Below are 21,933 nucleotides of genomic sequence, written 5' to 3' on the forward strand. Positions count from 1 at the left end.
GTTAGGAGTCGAGAAACGTTCTGCGGTATTGTGGTCATTTTACATAATTGAACCATTCCATTGTTATAATATAAATCTGAAAATAAATATAGGGTATAAGCTGGACAGTGGTTCCATGCGAGCGGAACCAGTTTCACTGAATGCACTGTCCGGTCTACGGAGTGGTAACAAATACTCCGTGAGAATTACATTAGTACCAATGTATAAACCACTGTTTTCACACCGTGAGCCGAGGATCATTATTGAAAATTATTGGTTGTTGAGCGAAATCACACACCCGAAATATCGGCGACGTCCCGACCCACTCGCGGTCGTGTCTCGTCCGAACAGCTCATGAATCAAATCACTTCTAAGAGGTCGTTCGAATCGGTGGAATCCGACCTGCTAACCGATGCCTGCAACTCGAGAATACTGACCCCGGTTCGACGGTTCCACCGACAAATATGGCATTTAATGCCATAGTAAGTGGTCAAATATATATTTTTGATTAACTCTCCATGGGAGGTCGAGTCAGCTTGAGATGCGTCGCTGCCCAGCTGTTAGTTAGTATCGTCTATTACGCTACTAGTGAAGAACTGGCTACTACTCCGAGCCAGTAGCCACTAGACTCCTCAGGATACGGAGTTCCTCTTCTTGAGAGATGTGCTCAGCAGTGAGACAAGCGTGGACGATTTTGTGTATCAGTTCGGGACTAAGAGAGGATAACGAATGCTCCGCAGATCGGTCCGTTAGCATCTCGACTTGGTCCGCCAATACTGTTATTCGGGTTTCGAGTTCCTCAAGTTCTTCGAGCGAATCTGCAGTGACTCGAGACGAAGTTCCGGTGAGAACGTGATCTTCTCTTTCGTGTTCCCGGTCACGGGTTGAACCCTCGGTACTACTAGCTCGGGAACGAACCGCATCGCTCTCCGCTTTCGGTTGTTCCTCGCGTGAATTTACACTTTCACTACTCGTATCCGCGTTCTTACTGCTCTCGATAGAACTGTCGCAGCGTGCATCAGAGTCCGAATCGACACTCCGATCCGCTTCAGTGGTTTCATCGTCGTTCGTGGCCTCGTTCTCGAATAATTCGCCGACTATATGTTGTCGGTTTGTCCAATCGAACCCAGCGATCGTATTCACCCGCTGGTTGATCGTTGCACTCGTGACGCCGAGCGTATCGCCGAGTTCGGCTTGCGTCGCGCTCGGCCGTCTGTAGATTTCACGGAGTGTCTCCAGTTGCTTTTCGGTGAGTTCCGACGCTGTGAGTGATGACGTTGCTTGCGATTCGTGCCCGTTTCTCACTGGCTCCATCGTTTCCGATCGTTGATCCCCTCCGTCTTCCTCCCCCTTTTCGGCCGGCATCTCGATACCAGTATCGGGTTCGCTATCTGCTGTCTCTTCGTTACCGTCTTCGAGTCTGCAATCCGTCTCCGCCTCGTTATCGTCGGTGATCTCTTCTGTATCCGGATTTTTGGGTTCGCTATTCGTTTTGCTGGTTGTCAAATCCGTGTCCTCCTCCTCACCACCTTCGCTTTCACCAGAGGGAGTCGCTGGATCGCCGTACTCCTCGAGAACCCGTTCAACCATTTGGGTGGTTGCGCCGTTCACGTCCTCTGCAATCGCTTCTATCGAAGCATCCGGACGCGACTCCGCGGCATCGAGGATTTTCTTGTGGATTACCGCCCGTGGCACTCTCGCTTTTTCTTGATGAGGATTTTTGACAGACGTCGTCGAGTTACTCATTTCCACCCCCCAGTTATGGTAACTGGTCATTCCAGCAGTTGACTCCCTAGTGGTTATAATTTTCCCAACGATCGAACAATTACATTCGTTAAATTCGGTTCGGCTATTACATTCGTGTGTATATAATTGGAAATCTGATGCTGTCTCATCGAACTCCTTCGAGGTGGGAACCGTATTACCAACTGTGACTTCACCGATCCCGGCAGACTACCTAATTCGTTGTTCGAAACCGGCGCAGTTGACCTTCGACAGCCAAGCTTTCGGATTCTGACTGTCCATCATCAACAAACTGAGAGAGAGAGCACGACGTCCAGACCGGACGTGACGACCGAGTTGATCGCCGTTTCGTCCAAGAATCTTCCAGACAGTCGGCGGAAGCCGATCTCTGTGATCGGATAACTGGTGGTCGGCAACCGTGACAATATCCCCTATTTTGAGATGCGAACCGACGAACCCAACATCTTCTGTACCATGTCAGCTATCCGCTATTGGTATCGGTGTCTTCGACGGCAGCGTGAGTTCTATCCCAAAACTGTGCCATCGGCGTTTCACACATGTCACAGACGATCGCGATGTTTCCTTTGTAGGCCGCTACCTCGAGTGCTCCGCCGTTACAGTAGTGACAGCGGTCCTCCTCGAGGTTAGCAAGTACTAGCTGTGTCATACGCCGCGAAGACTGTCGGTCGAGCATATCAGTCGACTGCACCAACGAGCAATATAAAATTTGAGGCGAACGACCCGTACGTTCGAACCGCTAACCTCTCTTTCTCCGCGTTTTTGAGAAACGGGCCGCACTAGGATAGGCATGTACACGGTGTTATCGAGCGCTAGTACTAGCGAAACACCGTGGATCCGCTTTCGAACTATGGGCCCCGCAGAACCGACAAACGATAGAACCGCAGACCGAAGATTTGATCGTCGAGATCTCCGAGAAAGAAATTGCGTTCGAGAAACCGTCTAAACAAAATCGGTATCGAAATCCCACTTCGACTCGATTATGTTCTTGGATACGGCTATTTGATCACCGGTCGACAGTTACGGCGGTGAACGTAACACATGTACCTCCCGCCCGCTACTGTCCGAGTACGCAGAAATCGAGAGCGACGAGCAGCTCGACCGGCTTCGATCACTCGCTGACGTCCTCAATATCCATCTGCTGACAAGCGAACCAGATACGACGATCAACCTCTCGCAACGCGAGTCCGATATCGTTCTCCAGAAGTCGCTCAGGAACGGTTGCGGCCTCGTCGTGTCCGAAGCACTCCGGAAACGGACACCCGTCCTCGGCTCGCGCACCGGTGGCATCCCCCTCCATCTTGAGGACAGTACCAAAGGTCATCTCGTATCTCCCCTTGATGTCGATACTATTGCGGACCACCTTGAACAACTCTTTTCTGATGGCCAACGCTGCCGATTAGGACGTAATGGGCGTGAAACTGCCCGCGAGCAGTTCCTCCTTCCGCGCCACCTGTTAGACCACTGTGAGTTATTCCATGGAGGACGGACCGAATCGAGCTAAACGAACACCGACTGGGAGAGGTGACAATAAAGGAACGTGAGGAGTGAAAAGGCAGCCGCGGATCCGAATCACGGCTGTTCGGGCACCTTTGCTTTCATGTTTCAGGGCAAAAATAATCGACGAGCGTTCGGGGTCACGGTAGGATAGATTCCGGAACAGTCTATTGAGTGAAGCTCTCCAAAATACGTAATTCTTCTTCTTTGGAAATCTGGTCTGATGTGAAGCAGGCATGAAGGACTTTATGTGCGAGTTCGGGATCGGTTAGGATGGAATCAGATGCCGTCGATTGCGTTTCGAGCTGTCGTTCAACCGCCTGGACATGCTCGGTCAGTTCGTGAACCTGATCGGTTAACTCTTCGCAGTACTGGTTGTCTAGGTCAGTGTTTACTTTTTCACCGTCCGAATTGCTATCGTTTGATTCTGGCATGGTTGTGGTGGTATCAGCCACTGACTCAACAGCACTGTTGACGATATTCGTTTTCTCCTCTCCAAGGCTACCGCTGATTGCTTCACGCTGGTTAAAAAGTGCCTCAGTGAAAGCACGCCGTTCGACCCAGTCGAATCCGTCAATCGAGTTCAGGCGCTGATTGATCGTCGCGCTGGTGACGCCGAGTTCGTCCGCAAGGTCCGCTTGTGTTGCGGTCGGCTGGTCGCGAATTTCGCGGAGCGTCTCCAGTTGCTTTTCGGTCAGATCAGCCGATGCAAGGTCCGGAGGTGGGTTGTGTCGCGAGTCGTGCTCGGTTTCGGTATTCGTCTCGAGAACGCTATCAGCTGGATCGTCAAAAACATTCATGGTATTTGAATCAAGGCTGTGATCGGTGGTACTGGGGGGGAGAGTGTCTGCGGCGAGTTCATCCGCTCTTGTTCCCTCGCTCGTTTCCATGTCGCCGGTCGTCGATGAGTCGGATTTCTCCTCCGTTCGCTCGTCGACACCCGTTTCTCCAGCGACGTCATCTTCTTCGCTTTCCTCCCCATCCCTACCGAGAACGCGCTTCACGATCGTCGTGGTCGTAGTGTCGTCAGTGAATCTCTTCATTCTGCGTCAGGTTGCTGTTCCGTGCGGCGAGGGTTTCCGTGTGAAGGAGTGCGACACAGCCGTTTTGCCATTTGTGTTAATCTTAACCGCCCCTGTTATCCTCATAGTCCAATTACCCGTGCAGTTGTTGAAATACACACCCTGCTACCAGAACGGCGGCCTTATACGTTTTTCAGTGAGAACGTAATCACACTCAGTCCGGATACTTCACCGATGATTCGAAGTTCGAGCAGTAACTCGATATAAAGCAATCTCGTATGAGTGGACCTAGTCACTAGTTCTGGGAGAATTAGATGGCTAATTGGCGGCTCTCCCAGCGCCGAGTATCCACTATTGCCCTCTTAGTCATCCTAGGTTCTCTCGATTCTTACTCCGCGAAGAGGACTCGTTACTTGAGCGTGATCACGCTCGCTCAAAACGCCTCACTAGAAAATGTTCTCTTCAAATGCTATCGGCCGATAACAAGCTGTGTACGGCAGAAGAGCAACCCTCAGTTTCAACATCTTACTTGACGGTTGAGTACGAGAGTGATGGATGAGAAGGGACCGGCTCAGGCCGCCACAAGCCGACCGACGGTCACCTGTAAGGACGTTTCCCACGAGTACGGGGGGCGAAGCGGTACGAGTAGCTTCGGCGTTCTTCCGTGGCGCTCGAGGGGCGATCAGAGAACGGTGGTGGCGCTCCGTGACGTTTCGCTTGAGGTCCAGTCAGGCGACGTCATCAGCCTGGCCGGTCCGAGCGGCAGCGGCAAATCCACGCTGTTGCACGCGATGGCCGGATTGATCGTGCCGACTCAGGGGACGATCGAACTGAATGAAACCTCGCTTACGGACCGCTCGAGACGCGAACGAGCACGGATCCGACGCGACCACGTCGGATTCGTCTTTCAGCGCTTTCATCTCCTTCCCTCCCTGTCCGCTAGGGCGAACGTTGCGGTCCCGCTCGTACAGTTCGGTCTCTCGAAACGCGAGCGCCGGAAACGGGCGTCCGAACTCCTCGAGCGGGTCGGATTAGGCGATCGTGAGACACATCAGCCAGGGAAACTCAGCGGCGGAGAGCAACAGCGCGTCGCGATCGCGCGGGCGCTCGCGACCGATCCGGCTGTCGTGCTCGCCGACGAACCGACCGGTGAGCTGGATACGGAGACGGGCTGTCGCGTGCTCGAGGTGCTGACGGATGTGGCCGGAGGCCGAACGGTGGTACTAGCGTCGCACGACGAACACGCCCTAGCGGTCACCGATCGCGTCGTCGAACTCCGCGACGGACGGGTGGTCGACGATGGGCAGTGACGCCGACGAAATTACGGACCAACCATCGTCGCGGAACGCGCTCGCTCGCTGGATAGCTATTGCCAGGTTCGCCGTCGGGCGACTAGTGTGGCGGGCGTGGCGCGCGACGCCTCGACAGGTTCTTGCAACGATCGGTGTCGTCGCGCTTGCGATCACTCTGCTAATTGTCGTCACCGGAATCTCGCTCGAGCTCGCCGACCAACAGGATGTCGAGACCGACGAAGCTGACTACCGTATCGTCCCGGAAGAGGGATCGTCGCTATCGGCGGTCGTCGACGTCGAAGGGCCCCGACTCGGCGACGTCCACGAGCGGACGAACGAACTCGAATCACACGAGGACGTCGAACACGCGATGCCCGTCCTCGTCGATGTCGTCAGGGTTCGAGCGCCCGCCAGCGACGAACCGGTTTACGTCCTCGCAATCGGCGTGGTTCCAGGCAACGGTGGGCCTCCGATCGCCGGGATCCGTTCCCGTTCGTTCGTCGGATCCGTCGCCATCCTCGAACGAGAGTGGGACTGGTAAGAGAGTTAGGTCGACTGGAGCGAGTACAACTGGGCGTACTTTCCGGATCGCTGGATGAGTTCGGTATGGGATCCCACCTCCACGATCTCGCCGTCTTTCATCGTGTAAATTTGATCCGCGTTTGTCACCGTCGATAACCGATGGGCGATCACGAGCATCGTATAATCCCGATCCATCGCTTCGATTCCGTGGTGGACTTCCTTTTCGAGCGACGTGTCTAAATCGCTCGTCGCTTCGTCGAGTATCAACAGATCAGAATCTTTCAATAGTGCTCGCGCAATCGCGACGCGCTGGCGTTGGCCACCCGAGAGCTTCACCCCTTGATCGCCGAGAATTGTATCATATCCATCCGGAAGTGTATCCAGAAACTCCGAAACCTTGGCGATTTCGGCGACCGTTTCGATTTCCTCCTGCGTGGCCTCACGATCACCAATTGTGATGTTTTGTCGGAGAGTTGTGTTAAACAGATGCGGATCCTGTCTCACGATGGATACTCGAGAGCGCCACTCGCGGATATTGAACTCGTCGATGGGTATCCCGTTTGCGGTTATTTTACCGCGATCGGGTTCGTACATCCGAGCGAAGAGCGAGGCGATCGTCGACTTCCCCGCTCCCGAGGGGCCGACGAACGCGGCGAAGTTACCGTGACCGATCTCGAACGAGATGCCCCGGAGCACGGTTTCCTTGGATGAGTCGTAACTGAACTCTACGTCGTCAAATGCGAACCGTTCTACGGACTCCGGAACCGCTCTCGTCCCTTCGACCTGCTCTCGGTTTTGTTGCAGTTCTTCGATGAACTCCTGTGTTCTGACGAGGTGTGGAAGTTCCCCCTCGATCCGATAGATATGCGTATTTAACTCGCTCAGCTTGGGGCCGAGTTTGAACATCGCAAACAGGAACACGCCCAGTTCGCCCACGGACATCGCAGAGAAGGTCAGCGCGAAGTAAATGAGAACGAAAACAGTGATCGCGGTCATGAGCTGATAAAAGTTAGTGATAGCGGACACGTTTCGAAGTAGTTGAATTCGCGACCGCTCGAACTGATCGACTGACGTACCAAACCCGGATCGAAGCTCGTCGACCATACCGAACAGTTTTACGTCTTTGATGCCCTGGGTCCCCGCCTGAGCGTTCGATTGAATTCTCTCCTTGGCGTCAGCGACTTTATCGCCGATGGAATACCCGACGTCGAGGATGTTTCTGTATGCGAACGTCACGAAGCCGAGAAACCCAACCGTTATAAGGGTCAAAACGGGAGCGATATAGAATGCGATCACGAGGTACATGAGCGACAGGAGCCCTTGCTCGATGCTGTCGATAGCGTACCTGATTACCATCCCGGCGTACTCCGCCTGGGTGACGATTGCGTTGAGGATGTCATCGGATCCCTCGTCGTCGAAATACGCCACGCGGGCATCGAGTGCGTTCGTGAACGCCTCCTCTTGTAAATATCTGACGTACTGCGTCTCGATGGCCGCCTGAAACCAGCCAACCAGAAACGAGAGGGTGTATCGTACCGTCATCACGAATGCGACGCCTGTTACGAGGTATCCGAGCGTGAACGGAATTCCCAACGTATCGTAGACGGTGAGAAATAGTTGTAAGAGGCTACTCGTTCCCTCCGCAGACGTCTCAGATTGTGATGTCTGTATGATGGGATCGATGAACGCCAATCCAATTCCTTCGAGCACCGCAGTGGTGACTGCCAATAGAACGAGTCCAGTTGCAAACCACGGCCGAAATAGCGCAACGCGGTAGAGGGCCCGAACCTTCTCACGAAACGAGAGGTCCACTTCGATATCGTTGGCGTCGGACATGATAACAGAGGCCTCGAGCGGAGGGATAAATGTGGGTCATAAACACGATGGGAAATCATTTCTTGGACAGTGACGCCGGTCTGATGGTGTCTTTGGAATCATTTGTTACCCAGGCTGGTTGTGACTCGAGGGTGCCTGACTAACTCGAGGGCTATTACACCTTACTAAGCTCTTATGTGAGCGGGAACCATCGTGTTCAGATAAGCTGATTCCACGCAAAGGCGAACGATCTGAGCCACTCATCAGCCGTTTCCGCGTCAGCGTTGCTAAAGCAATTTGAAAACGAAGATGTTCGTCGTTTTACCTCCCAAAAGATACGTTCGACGCTGTTCCGATTTCCGTGGCGTTCGTATCTGAAATCGAGGTCGTGTCGTTGGCACGCGTAGTTCAGTGCTTTGTCGCCGTCAACGAGAAACACGACGTCGACGACGCCGTGTTTCTCACGCAACTCTGAGAAAAACGAACTAGCGATCACTTTGGTTCTCGTCGGTTCAAGATCTGTATGAAGTAACTCGTTCGATTCGGGATCGACCGCTGCGTACAGCCAGTACTGCTCGCCGTTGAGTCGGATCACGGTTTCATCGACCGCGACGTGATCCGGGTTCTGACCAGATTTTGGCTGTAGATTGGCTTTGTGGACCCAGTTATGAACAGTCGATCGAGCTCGTTCAACACCGAAAATATCGAGAACTCTAACAGTATTCGAAAGCGAGAGGCCAGCAAGATGGAGCTGAATACTGAGCTTCATCAACAGCCGCAGTGTTGCCTCTCGCTCCACAAAATCCAAGTCGAGCTGGCCGATACTAGGACTGAGGCGTGCGTTTTCTGGCATAGAACACTTTGAAAACGTCACGCCTCACTCCTTCAACCTTATCTGAACACCACCATAGCCTCGGGGACGAACTCCCAATTGATCTTGGTAAGAGCGTAAAGGTCACCTCCGATGGGTTGTACGAGGTCCTCGCCGGCGCCAGCGCCGGCGAGGACCTCGATCAATCACGTCTGCGAAACGGCCGAGGACTCGCCCACGCCAATACTGTCCGTGGACACTTCACCGATCAGTTCGATCTTGACACTGTTGAGACGGTTGGAAACACGCCGCTCCAACGAGATGTCCTTGAGACCCTGCCGGATCGACCGGTGGAGGCCGCCGCCGACCTCCACCTCGATCCCTACTATGGTGGCGAGGATAAGACAGAGGCGCTGTACTTCTCGCAGGCGAAACGAGGAACCACTACGTTCCACGCCTACGTCACGCTGTATGCGCGGGTGCGTAACAAGAGATATACGCTGGCGGTTCGCCAACTCGTCGACGGAGAAACGACCAGCGATGTCCTCGGTGAGTTCCTTGAACTCCCCGACCGCGGTTTCTACAACAGCGACTGTCTGGAACTGCTGCACGCGCACAACTACGCATACGCGATGCCAAGTCGTGAAGTGGGGCGACAATCGTGAGTGGCGACACTGTCGCGTCGGCGGCGGATCGCCGCCGACAGCGACCGACCGACGCCAGAGCTCACCATCACCATCGTTCCGAAGGCTATCCAGGCATCGCAGACACAGAATCAGTGCCTACTGGAGGAGATCGTGAGTCTCTCGATGTGATCGACTGAGTATTCAGGGATTTCACAGAACACTCTCACCGACGTTCGGATAGGGATGAAAACCGTCGATTTCTACGGGAATCACGTTCCGAACGGTGACGGTGCCGATACCAGTGGATCTGTGCCCGATGCTTGAATCGTCTTACTAGCGCCCAGAAACTCGTCCCAAATAACGCCACGAGTAGATATACGTACGCAGATAGTTGGAAGTAATCGTATTGGAGACTACGTTTGAAGTATCGGCTGGCGGTTTTCGCGTCGCCGGTGTGAGCGTAGTACCTTCCTATATAATGAAACGCGTACGCCCGTTCTGAATCGGTAGCGGCGTACGTAAACGCCGTGTTGATGTGTTGTTTCGCTGCCTCGACACCGCTACTTCTCAGTGCGGCGAACCCGGCGTCGATACGTCGCTTCATTCGATAAATCGTATCCAGATCCTCCCCATGCTTTTCTAAAAATATATTTTCGCTCACGGGTATCAACCGATCGTTCCTCCCACCATCGTAATTGGTGAGTTGGTTTTCGCTATCCGTATATTTGTTGAGCAGAATTTCATCGACGACGTACAGATCTGCTGTCTCGGTGATTCGGTATGCGAGATCGGCGTCCTCCGATAGAGCCAGTCGTTCGTCGAACCCGCCAACCGTCTCGAGAACGGACGATCGAATCATGGACCCGCTCATAGTGGGAATTGCCAGAAATCTCGAGAGGTCGTCGTTCGTTATCACTCCCGATGCGACGTCCCAAATTTTGATCGTCTTTCCCTCCGTATTTTGTTCCTCGTAGTGTGAAAATACGCCAGCACAACTCGGTTGTGTGCGTGTGAGCGTCTCGTAGAGCGTTTCCACGGCCGATGGACGCAACTCATCGTCGGAATCGACGAACAAAATCACGTCGCCGGTCGCACAATCGATGCCGGTGTTTCGGGCCGCGGAAACCCCCTTATTTTCCGCGTGGCGGACGTACTTGAGTCGTTCACTATCCAATTTGGCAATGACTTTTTCCGTGTCGTCAGTAGAAGCATCGTCGACGACAATTATTTCATCGACCCTCTTCGATTGTCGCATCAAACTCCGTACTGTCCGTTCTATTACGGCTTCGCGGTTGTATGTTGGAACGACAGCGCTCACAGCCATGTAATCCTACGGCCACGTCTCCTACATTAAAACTACAGGTGAAATGGAGCGGTGAGTCGCCGATGGTCGCTGTTTGCAGTCAATACTAAAGTCCTCACGCTTGCCCCTACGGATCCATCGATGTCTTCACAACCCCGCGTTTCGCTGTTCGTTCCGACGTTGCAAGGTGGCGGTGCCGAACTAGTGATGGTTACCCTCGCTAGCGCACTATCCGCGAGGGGATATGACGTTTACCTGGTCGTTTCGAGGGCGGAGGGCGACCTAGCATCCGAGATCCCCGACGGAGTGACCGTGATCGATTTCGAAAGCCCGTATCTTGTGGCAAGCTTACCAAAACTCGCTCGACACCTTCGAAAGATCGATCCCGACGGCCTCATCGCATCGATGAACGGCGCCAACCTGGTAGCAATCTGGGCGAAGATCCTGTCCAATACGTCTCCGACAACCGTGGTACGAGTCGAGAATATGACTACCTATATGGCACGAGACTACGACAAACGAAGACATCGGCTGATCCCGTACCTGATGATGGTATTTTATCGCTTTTCCGACGAAATTGTCGCAGTCTCCGAGGGTGTTGCGCAAGACACTGCAAAAATCATCGGAACCGATCCGGACGATATTCGCGTCGTCTACAATCCTGTCGTTACCGATAACCTCGTTCAGAAGGCGGGCCAACCTGTTGACCATCCCTGGCTCTCGAACGGGTCGGTTCCCGTGATCCTTGGGGCGGGACGGATGGTTCCCCAGAAAGACTTTTGCACGCTGATTCGGGCGTTTCGGCGAGTCCTTCGCGATCGCAACGCTCGATTGATTATCCTCGGTAAAGGAGAGCAACGGGAAGCACTTCTCGAGCTCGCGGACGAACTGGGAATCTCCGATCGGGTATCGTTGCCAGGATTCGTCCCCAATCAGTACGCGTACATGGCACAAGCGGACGTATTCGTTCTCTCCTCCGTCCACGAGGGGTTCGGAAACGTTCTCGCGGAGGCGATGGCGTGTGGAACGCCTGTCGTGTCGACCGAGTGTAAGAGCGGACCGGCGGAGATACTCGACGGTGGAGAATACGGTCCACTCGTCCCCGTTGGTGACTCCGAGGAGCTAGCCGAAGCGATTCTAACAGTATTGGATGATCCGATCAAGACACACGTGTTACGGGAACGGGCTCAGGATTTCTCGGATCGCACCATCGTCGACGAACTTGAGTCGCTAATACATGGACAAACTAACAGGGACGGTACGATCCAACCGAGAATACCTCTCCTCTGAAACGACAATGCATCATGTGCCTCAACCGTCTCAAATGGGCACCCTCTGGGACACCTCTTCTGTTGTAAGCGATTAATAACTATGCCGGTTACCTCGACAGCCATGCTATGGGGCTTCCGTTGCTTGTCGCTTTCTCAATCCTTCTTTTCTGTTCGATACTACCTCATTCGATACTTGTCTCGAGTACAATCGGATCGATCGTCGTCATCCTGGGCTACGTAATCTTCGGTGTCTTCACCGCCCTCCATTGGCATAATAGACGGGGAATTCTCCGCTCCTTGATAGAAGGGATACGAGCGGTACCCCTAACTTGTCTGGTGTGTCTCTTCGTTGTCACCGCATTATATACGTTCCACGTCGCGCTTGGCAACTATAGTACGATCACGAACGCTATTTCAGGCCTGATAATTCCGCTACTAGTCCTGTTCAGCTTCGTGTATATTCCACGGGTTATCTCACCGGAATCATTCCTGCGAGTTCTAGCGGGTATCGCGGTAGTGCTCGTCAGTCTCGGCGGAATTATCCACGTCGCGGTTACTATTCGTGTCGCGCCGGAGACGCTACTCTGGCCTTATCAGATGAATGTTCCCATCATCGGGTCCGAAATCTACCCGTTGATGTCGCTCACGAACAACCCCAATACGTTAGCTCAGATCCTATTTGCGGGAACGATCGCCTCGTTCGTGCTGTCTGTTCGAACCGATCGAAGAGCATACGGTGTATTTACGGGGATATGCGCAGTTGGATTGCTCGCTACAGGTAGTCGTGCTAGCGTGCTTTCGGCCGTCGTCGCTCTCGCCATCTACATCGTCTACACGCGAGGTGGACAAACCTATCTCCGGGCTACGCTCGGTCTATTAGCGATCACTATCGTCTCCGTACTCATACTTCTCCCGTCGCTTAACCAGTTCGGGATTCACGTTACGTTCACCGGCCGGGTCCAGCTCTGGACGGCGACTATGCACGCAATTGCGGAGCGACCTATCGTTGGTTATGGGTTGGGTGACGCGAGTGAGATGATCAACACCTTCGTGGACGATCCGGCACTGCAGGAATTTGGTCCCCACAACTCGTATCTCAGGATGACCCTCCATCTCGGGATATTCGGAGGGTTATCGTATCTCGTTCTAACGGGGTGGGTGTTTCTAAGACACGTCACCGCTAAACGGATCGACGTCCCTTTCGTGGCAATTGGTGCTGGATTCGCTATCAACCAGCTATTTGAAGACAATATGATGTTTGAACCGACCATCGTTTCAATCGTTATGACGGTCGTCTTCGGTTATCTCGTAGCGGACCATCTTCATCTGCGACGAACCTATCGACAGGAACATCGAAATCGACGACCGATAATGCGATGTGATGATAGTGATACCGGACTTAATACGAACGGTTCGATGTCGAGTCGCTCTTCGTCGCGTACGTTAGTTCGCCCGGACCCTACGTCCGCTAGGTATGTGGCGAAACCGAAACCGAAACGACGAACCAACCGGCGGTCTCGACGACGTTACGGACGACGAGTGAGACGAGAGCGGTAAACAGGATCAAGATTGCTTCGTCTCTCAGTTCGGAGACTGGCCGTCGTTAGCCTCACTAGGTTGTTCGACGCGTTCCGACAGTTCTCTATCGTCCGTCTCATCGGTATGCCGTTCGGGCGTGTACTCGTAGTATGTTTCCCCAATAAGTACGTAAAACGACTGGCGTTCGGGATCTGCGAGTACCCGGCGATTGCTATCTATCGCTACATCCACGAGATCTTCCAGCGATGCTATATGAACCGCTGTTCCGTCCAGTTGGTTATCCGGCACACTTCCTTGCGATATCCACTCTTCGAAAGTCTTCCAGTCGTACTCGAAATCACTCTGAGACGCCTTGCTTTCGGATGGTGCGAGTGACCCGTGGTACCGAGCGATAACCAGCCCTACAAGCGCCACGAAACTGGCGACTGTAAACGCGATCGAACCGAATAACTGAGCCGTATTCACCGCCCCGGGAGTAACGAGCGTGGCGAGACCTGTCGGCCCACCGTCTTCGACCGTGTAGATATCATCGGTGAGCGTGATTGTCATGTTATTTTGATCAGATTCGAGAGTAGAATCGTCAGTATTCGGGTCGGTGACATCGGTTCGGGCTATCACGGTTAACTCAGGCTGTCCGGGGACCCACCCGTGGTCCTCGTTATATGACTCCAAGCGGTCTCGTTCTTGGGCAACATCGACGGTGAACTCGACGCGATCCGTCTCGCCGGAGCTTACGGTTTCAGTCGTCTCCTCGAGCTGATACAGTGAACGCCAGTATTCATCTTGGTCGCTTGCCGCGTCATCGATCGGGATCCACCGAACGAGGAGCCAAATATCTGTCTCAATCGTCACTTCATCCACGCTATTCGTTTTATAGGTGGCCGCGAACTCCCCCTCGAGCTCGGGAGTTATCGACGTAAAGTAGGTTGTCTCGTTACTCAACTCCGTTCCGTTGGAGTATATAGGATTTTCCTCCTGAACAGTTGCGCCGTGTTGGAACTCGGTTGAACCGTCTACGGATTGGGCAGCAGCCGAATACGTAATATACGTGGCCCAGCTCCCGAGTAAAATGAACAAAACGAGAAGTGCAACAACGAGAGGGAACCAATTATCAATAAGCCGATAGACAGAACCACCATAACGTCTCTGACTCATCTCTTACCCTTGGGTATGAACTGATACTTTGTTATCCACACCTTAGCAATCAATTCACAACCGAGTAGATCCTGGGCGTGAGAAGAGAGCGGTAAATAGCTAATTATGTATCAGTATCATCGGTCTTGCCCCAATCGATCGAGCACATCCCAGTATGTAATCAGTTCTTTTCCCTCGAGAAATACGCACGAACCGTAGTTACGTACGTGGAAATAAGATGCTAATCAGAAGGATTATTTCTCTCAGTTTCAGAATCCATCCGCATGAATCGTCGCGTATTTTTCCAGTCAGTCTGTACTGTCTGTTCTATCGCATGCGTTGGGTGTGGAGATCAGCCTCGGTTCCAAGAGAAGCCGGCCGAGGGTGACTCGAACGACGAGTTTGGATCGAACGAAGTCGACGAGGGTGTCTCGGATACGAACTGGCAACTCACCTTCAACGACGAGTTCGATCAGCGCGAACTCGATACATCCGTCTGGAACGTCGGCTACGGTTGGGGGCGCACACATCCCGGACTCGGAAGCTGGGAGTACGTCCGCGACGACGACGTCTGGGTCGACGGCCGGATCGACCGCCTCGTGCTCCAGGCCGATTACGACGAGGCCGACGGTCCGTACGAGCACGAGTATCTGCCGTATCACTGGTACGCTGGTGGCGTGAACACGAAAAGCACGTTCTCCCAGAGGCAGGGCTACTTCGAGGCCAGGATCCGACTCCCCGAAATCGTCGAAGGGATTCTCCCGGCGTTCTGGTGTATGCCGGACGACGGCGAGTTTCCCCCAGAAATCGATATCGTGGAACACTTCACCGAACCTTACCGGACGAAGGCAGCAATTCACTGGGGGGAACGGGACCTGACCGACACCGTTGACTACGAGAGTGAGCTCAACTCTGCGTCCGGACCGTACGACCACGACGACGACCCTCGAGAGAATTTTGTCGTCTACGGCGCTCACTGGCAGGAGGATCGGACTGACTTCTACGTCGACAACGACCATTTTCTGACGGTGACCGACGGGCACAGCGTTGATCCGAACCGTCGGGAGCTGAATTACGGTGCTCCCTTCTACCTGATGCTCTCGACACAGCTCAGCGATGAGTGGGGTGATCCCGCCCAACATGACGACTACCCCTACACATGGGAGATCGACTGGGTCCGAGTCTGGGAGGAAGGTGACTCGGCCTAGGGAAGAAACATAATTAGATACGCCAGATCGAGGAGGATGGCGGCGCGACGGCGAGGTGGCGGCGACTCCACGATGGAAACCGTCACGATAAGCTGACACCACTTTTCGATGGCGTTGGCGCCGCTGAAGAGCCAGCCACACGCTCGAGTCGTCTCGTCGTGAATCCGCTCAGAGTTCTGCTGCAGTACTAAGGATGGATTAACGACCAGTGGGTTTTCCGCAGTATTCAAAATTTATGAAAGTGGTAATGGCTAATGAACGGCCTTTATACCGATCGTCGGAGCACGTCCGGGAGCGCGAACGTTGACGCTAGATGGAAATGAAAACGACAGTTGCAGTGGTCACGTACGATCGCCCCGACCACGTCGATCGTCTGTTGAGCCACTTACTACGTCAGCGCTCCAATCCCGACGAAGTGATCGTCGTCAACAACGGTGCCAACGACGCGACGAGAGAACTCGTCGAATCGCAGACGAAACGCTTCGATCGAACGTCGATCGCGCTTCATCATCACCCGAGATCGACCGACACGAGCCTTCAAGGAGGACGAAACGACGCGATCAGGATTGCGAACGGGGACGTGATCTGTTTCGTCGACGACGACGTCATCCCACACGAAACGTGGCTGGAGGGGATCGAACGTGGCTACGAGTGGAGCACGTCCGCAGTTGCCGTCGGTGGGCCGGCCCCCACCACGGACGAAGAGCTAACGTTCCAACACCCCGTCGTGCAGTCGCCGACGAATCAAAATCACCTGAACCGGTTCGGAGAGCACAGACAGATCACGTACAAGTGGATCCCGCCGACCCCTGTCGAGACGGACTTCCTCATCGGCGCCAATATGTCGTTCGAGGTGGATGTGCTTGAGGAGGTAGGCGGCTTCGATCCATCCTACCGTGGGCATCCCCAGTTCGAGGAGCTAGACGTGATGGCAAAACTGTGGAAGCGCGGGGAAACGATCGTCTACCACCCCGACGCACTCGTGTACCACCTGAGCGCCTCGCAGGGGGAGAGAGATCGGGTATCGTACTGGTACGGACGGAACAGTTTGCGGTTTCGACGCCAGAATTTCCCTGAAACATACCGACGTTCACTCATGCGCCTGCTCATCAAGCCGGAGTTTGGACCTCCCGTGTGGCGCCAGCTCGGAGGTGCCATCTTGCGTGACAACACCACGTATCAGTGGCGGTTACGAGGGTATATCGACGAGCTACTTCTCGACCAATTCGACAGCCGGATCGGGAGCCGTTTGACGGCAGGGTATGCGGAAGAGTGATTAAATCACTTGTGTTATAATAACATCATGTACTTATTATAATATATTAATGGTATCTATTTAATATCGTATTATCTGGTTTGTGTGAGTCGGGGTTTAATACGATTGTGAGCGGTAGAGGCGGATGATGAACGCTCGGGACGGGCCACGCCCCACGCAGTTTTCCGTACTCATACCGGTATACGAGAAGAACGACGCCTCGCAGGTGGACGACGCGCTCGAAAGCACGATCAGTCAGACGACACCACCCGATCAGATGGTAGTCGTCGTAGACGGACCCGTGCCAACTCGAGTCGACGAGACGATCCATGGCTGGTCCAGCGAGCATCCAGAGACGGTCGATGTCGTCCAGCTCGAGGAGAATCGAGGGTTAGAAAACGCGTTGAACGTTGGACTCGAACGCTGTGACCACGAGCTCGTGGCTCGTATGGACGCCGACGACGTCTCCAGCGAGACACGTTTCGAGCGACAACTCGAGGTGTTCAGAAGGCAACCAGACGTCGATGTCGTTGGCGGCTACGTCGGTGAGTTCGTCGACGATCCCGACCAGGTCTCTCACGTGCGAACGGTGCCGACGGCGCCCGCCGAAATCGAACGGTTTGCGCGGTTTCGGAGCCCGATAAACCACCCAACAGTGATGTACAAAAAATCTCAGGTGCAAGCTGCAGGCGGCTACCGAACCATTCCAGGAGTCGGCGACTACGAGCTCTGGGTGCGGCTGTTAGAACGGGGAAACGTGTTGCGGAACGTACCCGCCGTGCTCGTCTATATGCGCGCCGGGGCGGAGATGTACAGACGTCGGGGAGGGATCGGGTACGCGAGAACGGAGTTTCGATTGCAGAAGGAGTTTCTCGAGCGGGGGTTCATTCCACCTCGCGTGTTTTTGCTGAACGTCGGACTTCGGATTCCGCTTCGACTCCTTCCAAACGGGGCGCGAAGGCTCCTCTACAGCCGTTTTCTTCGGTGAGTCGGAAACGCCGTACGGCGAGCGCTCACCCCGCCTGGTTGCAGCCCGCGCAGTGTTTGGAACCGGCGCATCGTTCGCGGCTTCGCATTGTTTCCATCCAGCACAGTACTTTAGCAATACATCGTGTCCACCGAATGCGTCGCGTCCAGCCGACGACCAGCAGCGGAAGACGGGGCCTGCTTGGTTTGTAACAATCTTCGCCTCCGGCGGGCGCCCGTGTCGTCGAGAAGGAACTACTCCGGACGCCGAACCGTGCTGACTGGCGCGAGGCGTGCGGTCACGAGGAGGCGGCGGGCCGACTGCAGCCTCGGAGAAGGGCGAACCGTCGTCCGGCCAGCGGTCCGATACAGTGAGAGACGAAATCAGTCGTCGGAGGCCAGGAGGAGGCCGATGGTAATCGGCTGGCAGCGCCGGACGGTGACTAAAACGACGCCAGGAAATCCGGAATTGAGTCGGTGAAAAAGGTATGACGTCGGAGACGATGATCGACAGTCGTGTCTCACAGCCACTGCGACCTATCGAGGGGCCTTGAACCGCCGTGATTCACGGTGAATGTCGTCTTTCCTGTGAAACGCCACTTCTTCGGAGCAGATAACACCCATATAATATCAGAATGTAATATCACTGAATTATACAGTTCAGTCAAGGGTGTGATAGCTTTAGGTAGCTGAACGCGGTGGAAGACGAGGAATGATGAAAGCAATCGTACCGACTGCGGGGAACGGAACTCGACTGTACCCGCACACGCACACCAAGCCGAAGCCGATGGTGCGTCTGGCAGGGAAACCGATTCTCGGACACATCCTCACGAACTTTCGAGCGACGAAGGTCGACGAGATCGTCGTCGTCGTCGGGGGGCCGATGCAGAATCAGGTCATCGAGTACGCCCAGGAGAACTATAGCGATCGCTTCGAACTGACATTCGTCGAGCAGGAATCCCCCCAGGGACTCGGCCACAGCATCTATCAGGCGGAGTCGGCAGTACGGGGCGACAGCGCTGTGATCGCCCTCGGCGACATGCTCTTTCAGAACGGGTACCGAACGTTTCTGGAGGCCCACGACGCGCTCAGCAACGTCGACGGAAGTATCGGGCTGAAGCGCGTCACCGAGCCACATCGGTACGGCATTGCGAGCGTCGAAAACGGACGCATCACCGAACTCGTCGAGAAGCCGGTCGATCCGCCGTCCGATCTCGCGATCAGCGGCGTCTACGTCATCGAAGACACGGGCCACCTCTTCGATAGCCTGGAACATTTGCTCGAGAAGAATCGTCGAGGGGCTGGCGGCGAGTACCAGCTCACGGACGCGCTGAACTTGATGGTTAGTCAGGGGAGCGTGCTGGGGATGTTCAAGGTCGACGACTGGTACGACTGTGGCCGGCCGAAGACGCTCCTCGAGGCCAACCGCATCACCTTAGAGCAGATGGGAACCGGCGCTTCCGAGACGTCCGAGGGAAACGTGATCATCGAACCCGTTGACGTCGGCACAAACGTGACGATCAACGAGAGCGTCATCGGTCCGTACGTCAGCATCGACGACGGTGCGACGATCATCAACAGCATCGTCCGCGACTGCATCGTCGGGCGCAACACGACGCTCCGGGACGCCACGCTCACGGAGAGTCTCCTCGGCGACAACAGCACCGTCGAGGGCGAGCCGAACAGCCTGAACATCGGCGACAACAGCTCGATCTCGATCTCACAATGAGCGGAGAGAACCCATCGAAACTACGCGACCACGCTGTCGTCACCGGTGGGGCGGGGTTCGTCGGGAGTCACCTCGTCGACTCGCTCCTCGACGACGGCTACCGGGTGACGTCGCTGGACAACTACGGAAGCGGGCGCAGACGAAACGTCGCGCGTCACGACAACAGGGAGCAGTTCACGCCACTTGATCACGACGTCCGTGAGCCGCTTCCCGAGTTCGACACCGTCGATTACATCTACAACTTAGCGTCGCGAGCGAGTCCCGCAGACTTCGGCTCGCATCCCATCGAAATCGCGTTGACGAACAGCGTCGGGAGCAAGCACGTCTTTGACCTTGCTTGTGAACACGACGCGACGGTCGTCCTCGCCTCCTCAAGCGAAGTGTACGGTGATCCCAAAGTACATCCACAACACGAGGGCTACTACGGGAACGTGAACCCGCGCGGGCCGCGGGCGCCGTATGACGAGAGCAAACGGTTCGCCGAAGCGCTCGGCGCCGCGTACGAGACCCAGCACGACGTCGACGTTCGCACGATTCGTGTGTTCAACACCTACGGACCACGGATGCGGGTCGACGACGGACGCGTCGTGCCGACGTTCATCACACAAGCGCTCGAGGGAAAGGAGCTGACGGTGTACGGTGACGGCAGACAGACCCGCAGTTTCTGTTACGTGACCGATCTTGTCGACGGAATACGACGAGTCGCAGCCGCCCCCGGCGCCACGGGAGAGGCGATCAACCTGGGAAGTGAACGAGAGATGACAATTTATCGCCTCGCAGAGATCGTCATCGACCACGTCGACTCGCCGTCGGAGATCACCCACCGGCCTCAGCCCGCCAACGACCCCAGCGTCCGTCGACCAAACGTCGAGAAGGCGAAACGGCTGCTTGGCTGGGAGGCGATGACCGATCTCGAAGTCGGCCTTCGACGAACGATCGACTACTTCAGAACGCTCACCGTCGAGACGAACCAGTGACGATCGATGACCTGGTACATCCATTCCGGTTCGTCGACCCCGATCGACGTGCGACTGACGAGAACTACTGGAGTTAACCACGAGCAGCCAGAGCCAACCACGAGCAGCCGGGGCCAACCACGAGCGACCGGAGGTAACCACGAGCGTTCGGCGCCAGCCACGAGCATTCGGAGTCGGCCGCGAGCAGCCGGAATCGGCCGCGAGCAGTCGGAGTCGGTCGCGAGCGACCGGGGCCAGCTATGAGTATCCGGTCGGTCCTCGTCACCGGCAGTAGCGGGATGATCGGGACGGCGCTCACGAGATGCCTCCATGCCGACGGCTACGACGTGTATGGCGCGGACGTCAAGTCGAATCCGTGGGATGAGGAGCTGGACGCTGCGACCGAGATCGTCGACCTCAGAGAGCGAGAAGCGCTCCGTCGACTCCCGACGGACGTCGACGCGGTGGTCCATCTGGCGGCACACTCACACGTCCGTCCCCTCGTCGAGCGCCCGGAGGGGGCGCTGGAGAACGTGACGATGACGTTCAACGTCCTCGAGTTCGCCCGAAAGAACGACATCCAGAACGTGCTGTTCGCGAGTTCGCGTGAAGTGTACGGCGAGGAACGTCAACTCGTCTACGACGAGGCGAACACCCAGGCCGATCGGGGCGAGAGCCCATACGCTGCCAGTAAAATCGGCGGTGAGGCGATGGTCACTGCGTTCAGCCGGAGCTACGGCATCACGACGTCGATCGCCAGATTCGCGAACGTGTACGGACGGTTCGACGTGTCGAACCGGGTGATCCCGCTGTTCATCGCACGCAGCCGTGACGGCCGCGAACTGGCCGTCTACGGCGCGGAGAAGCTACTCGATTTCGTCTTCATCGACGACTGCGTCGACGGCCTCTTCCGGATGATCGACAATCACGAAAAAGTCGCGAACGCGACGGTGAACATCGCGTCCGGTCGGGGAACGTCGCTCCTCGAACTCGCCCAGGAGATAGACGAGCGAACGCCCAGGGAGTCAGAGATCGTCGTCGAACCCTCCCGGACAGGCGAGACGAGCAGGTTCATCGCCGACGTCGAAAAAGCGAGGCGAATTCTCGGTTACGAGCCCGAGTACGACCTTGGCGAGGGGCTCGACGAAACCATCCCCTGGTATCTCGACCGGCCAAGTGCTCTAAAGAGAGTCGAGTCTTACTCCGATGAGAGCGCGTTCTAGTACACTGTTCGGGAAGATCCGACT

Annotated in this window: 19 protein-coding genes and 1 pseudogene; 13 read left to right on the top strand and 7 right to left on the bottom strand. The window is 55.3% G+C overall.

Features of this window, described 5'->3' with window-relative positions; all coding sequences use genetic code 11:
• Positions 1-582: 582 nt before the first annotated feature.
• Positions 583-1,725 (bottom strand): MarR family transcriptional regulator, encoded by a 1,143-nt coding sequence (locus tag NATOC_RS16945; protein WP_157224647.1) that lies wholly within the window; start codon positions 1,723-1,725, stop codon positions 583-585.
• A gap of 478 nt (positions 1,726-2,203) precedes the next feature.
• A complete protein-coding gene (locus NATOC_RS21290; protein ID WP_015322702.1) occupies positions 2,204-2,416 on the bottom strand; it encodes an HVO_A0556 family zinc finger protein in 213 nt (70 codons plus the stop codon).
• Between the two features lie 489 nt (positions 2,417-2,905).
• Between NATOC_RS21290 and NATOC_RS23315 the strand changes: the two genes are divergently transcribed.
• On the top strand, positions 2,906-3,244 hold the full coding sequence (locus NATOC_RS23315) for a glycosyltransferase (RefSeq protein ID WP_394296447.1): 339 nt from the start codon (positions 2,906-2,908) through the stop codon (positions 3,242-3,244).
• Between the two features lie 160 nt (positions 3,245-3,404).
• On the opposite strand, the gene NATOC_RS16955 is transcribed toward NATOC_RS23315, so the two are convergent.
• Entirely contained in the window at positions 3,405-4,241 is an 837-nt protein-coding gene (locus tag NATOC_RS16955) for a MarR family winged helix-turn-helix transcriptional regulator (protein WP_217255549.1), read from the bottom strand.
• Positions 4,242-4,810: 569 nt separating this feature from the next.
• Between NATOC_RS16955 and NATOC_RS16960 the strand changes: the two genes are divergently transcribed.
• Both NATOC_RS16960 and NATOC_RS16965 read left to right on the top strand, forming a co-directional pair.
• Positions 4,811-5,569, top strand: coding sequence for an ABC transporter ATP-binding protein (locus NATOC_RS16960; RefSeq protein WP_015322704.1), 759 nt, complete (start codon positions 4,811-4,813; stop codon positions 5,567-5,569).
• A gap of 85 nt (positions 5,570-5,654) precedes the next feature.
• Positions 5,655-6,092 (top strand): hypothetical protein, encoded by a 438-nt coding sequence (locus NATOC_RS16965; RefSeq protein ID WP_049888826.1) that lies wholly within the window; start codon positions 5,655-5,657, stop codon positions 6,090-6,092.
• Between the two features lie 5 nt (positions 6,093-6,097).
• Here the strand turns inward: NATOC_RS16965 and NATOC_RS16970 are convergent, their stop codons facing one another.
• On the bottom strand, positions 6,098-7,909 hold the full coding sequence (locus NATOC_RS16970; RefSeq protein ID WP_015322706.1) for an ABC transporter ATP-binding protein: 1,812 nt from the start codon (positions 7,907-7,909) through the stop codon (positions 6,098-6,100).
• 196 nt (positions 7,910-8,105) lie between these two features.
• On the bottom strand, positions 8,106-8,741 hold the full coding sequence (locus tag NATOC_RS21300; RefSeq protein WP_015322707.1) for an IS6 family transposase: 636 nt from the start codon (positions 8,739-8,741) through the stop codon (positions 8,106-8,108).
• 8 nt (positions 8,742-8,749) lie between these two features.
• Between NATOC_RS21300 and NATOC_RS16975 the strand changes: the two are divergent.
• Together NATOC_RS16975 and NATOC_RS22485 are read left to right on the top strand one after the other, a co-directional pair.
• A pseudogene (locus NATOC_RS16975) lies at positions 8,750-9,356 on the top strand (ISH3 family transposase); the annotation flags it as partial.
• Between the two features lie 8 nt (positions 9,357-9,364).
• Positions 9,365-9,514: a hypothetical protein gene (locus NATOC_RS22485; protein ID WP_169330920.1), complete on the top strand. Its 150-nt coding sequence runs from the start codon at positions 9,365-9,367 to the stop codon at positions 9,512-9,514.
• Positions 9,515-9,548: 34 nt separating this feature from the next.
• On the opposite strand, the gene NATOC_RS16980 is transcribed toward NATOC_RS22485, so the two are convergent.
• The gene (locus NATOC_RS16980; RefSeq protein WP_083866613.1) at positions 9,549-10,649 is read right to left on the bottom strand and encodes a glycosyltransferase family 2 protein; all 1,101 of its coding nucleotides are present in this window, start codon (positions 10,647-10,649) and stop codon (positions 9,549-9,551) included.
• Between the two features lie 120 nt (positions 10,650-10,769).
• Between NATOC_RS16980 and NATOC_RS16985 the strand changes: the two genes are divergently transcribed.
• Together NATOC_RS16985 and NATOC_RS23320 are read left to right on the top strand one after the other, a co-directional pair.
• Positions 10,770-11,918 (top strand): glycosyltransferase, encoded by a 1,149-nt coding sequence (locus NATOC_RS16985; RefSeq protein WP_015322709.1) that lies wholly within the window; start codon positions 10,770-10,772, stop codon positions 11,916-11,918.
• 617 nt (positions 11,919-12,535) lie between these two features.
• Complete coding sequence (locus NATOC_RS23320; RefSeq protein ID WP_394296448.1) at positions 12,536-13,456, top strand: O-antigen ligase family protein; 921 nt, start codon at positions 12,536-12,538, stop codon at positions 13,454-13,456.
• 24 nt (positions 13,457-13,480) lie between these two features.
• On the opposite strand, the gene NATOC_RS16990 is transcribed toward NATOC_RS23320, so the two are convergent.
• Positions 13,481-14,593, bottom strand: a complete 1,113-nt coding sequence (locus NATOC_RS16990; protein ID WP_015322711.1) for a DUF5305 domain-containing protein — start codon at positions 14,591-14,593, stop codon at positions 13,481-13,483.
• A 263-nt stretch (positions 14,594-14,856) separates the two neighbouring features.
• Here NATOC_RS16990 and NATOC_RS16995 point away from each other — a divergent pair, with 263 nt between their 5' ends.
• The 6 genes from NATOC_RS16995 (at position 14,857) to NATOC_RS17020 (ending at position 21,909) form a co-directional block, all read left to right on the top strand.
• The gene (locus NATOC_RS16995; RefSeq protein ID WP_015322712.1) at positions 14,857-15,780 is read left to right on the top strand and encodes a glycoside hydrolase family 16 protein; all 924 of its coding nucleotides are present in this window, start codon (positions 14,857-14,859) and stop codon (positions 15,778-15,780) included.
• A 313-nt stretch (positions 15,781-16,093) separates the two neighbouring features.
• Positions 16,094-17,056, top strand: a complete 963-nt coding sequence (locus NATOC_RS17000; RefSeq protein WP_015322713.1) for a glycosyltransferase family 2 protein — start codon at positions 16,094-16,096, stop codon at positions 17,054-17,056.
• 127 nt (positions 17,057-17,183) lie between these two features.
• Positions 17,184-18,023, top strand: a complete 840-nt coding sequence (locus tag NATOC_RS17005; protein ID WP_245549662.1) for a glycosyltransferase — start codon at positions 17,184-17,186, stop codon at positions 18,021-18,023.
• Between the two features lie 693 nt (positions 18,024-18,716).
• Positions 18,717-19,730 (top strand): sugar phosphate nucleotidyltransferase, encoded by a 1,014-nt coding sequence (locus NATOC_RS17010; protein ID WP_049888957.1) that lies wholly within the window; start codon positions 18,717-18,719, stop codon positions 19,728-19,730.
• A complete protein-coding gene (locus NATOC_RS17015) occupies positions 19,727-20,707 on the top strand; it encodes an NAD-dependent epimerase/dehydratase family protein (RefSeq protein WP_015322716.1) in 981 nt (326 codons plus the stop codon). Before NATOC_RS17010 ends, NATOC_RS17015 begins: the two co-directional genes overlap by 4 nt.
• A 239-nt stretch (positions 20,708-20,946) precedes the next feature.
• Positions 20,947-21,909, top strand: a complete 963-nt coding sequence (locus NATOC_RS17020; protein WP_015322717.1) for an NAD-dependent epimerase/dehydratase family protein — start codon at positions 20,947-20,949, stop codon at positions 21,907-21,909.
• Positions 21,910-21,933 lie beyond the last annotated feature (24 nt).

The sequence above is a fragment of the Natronococcus occultus SP4 genome (assembly GCF_000328685.1).
Taxonomy (GTDB): Archaea; Halobacteriota; Halobacteria; order Halobacteriales; family Natrialbaceae; genus Natronococcus; species Natronococcus occultus.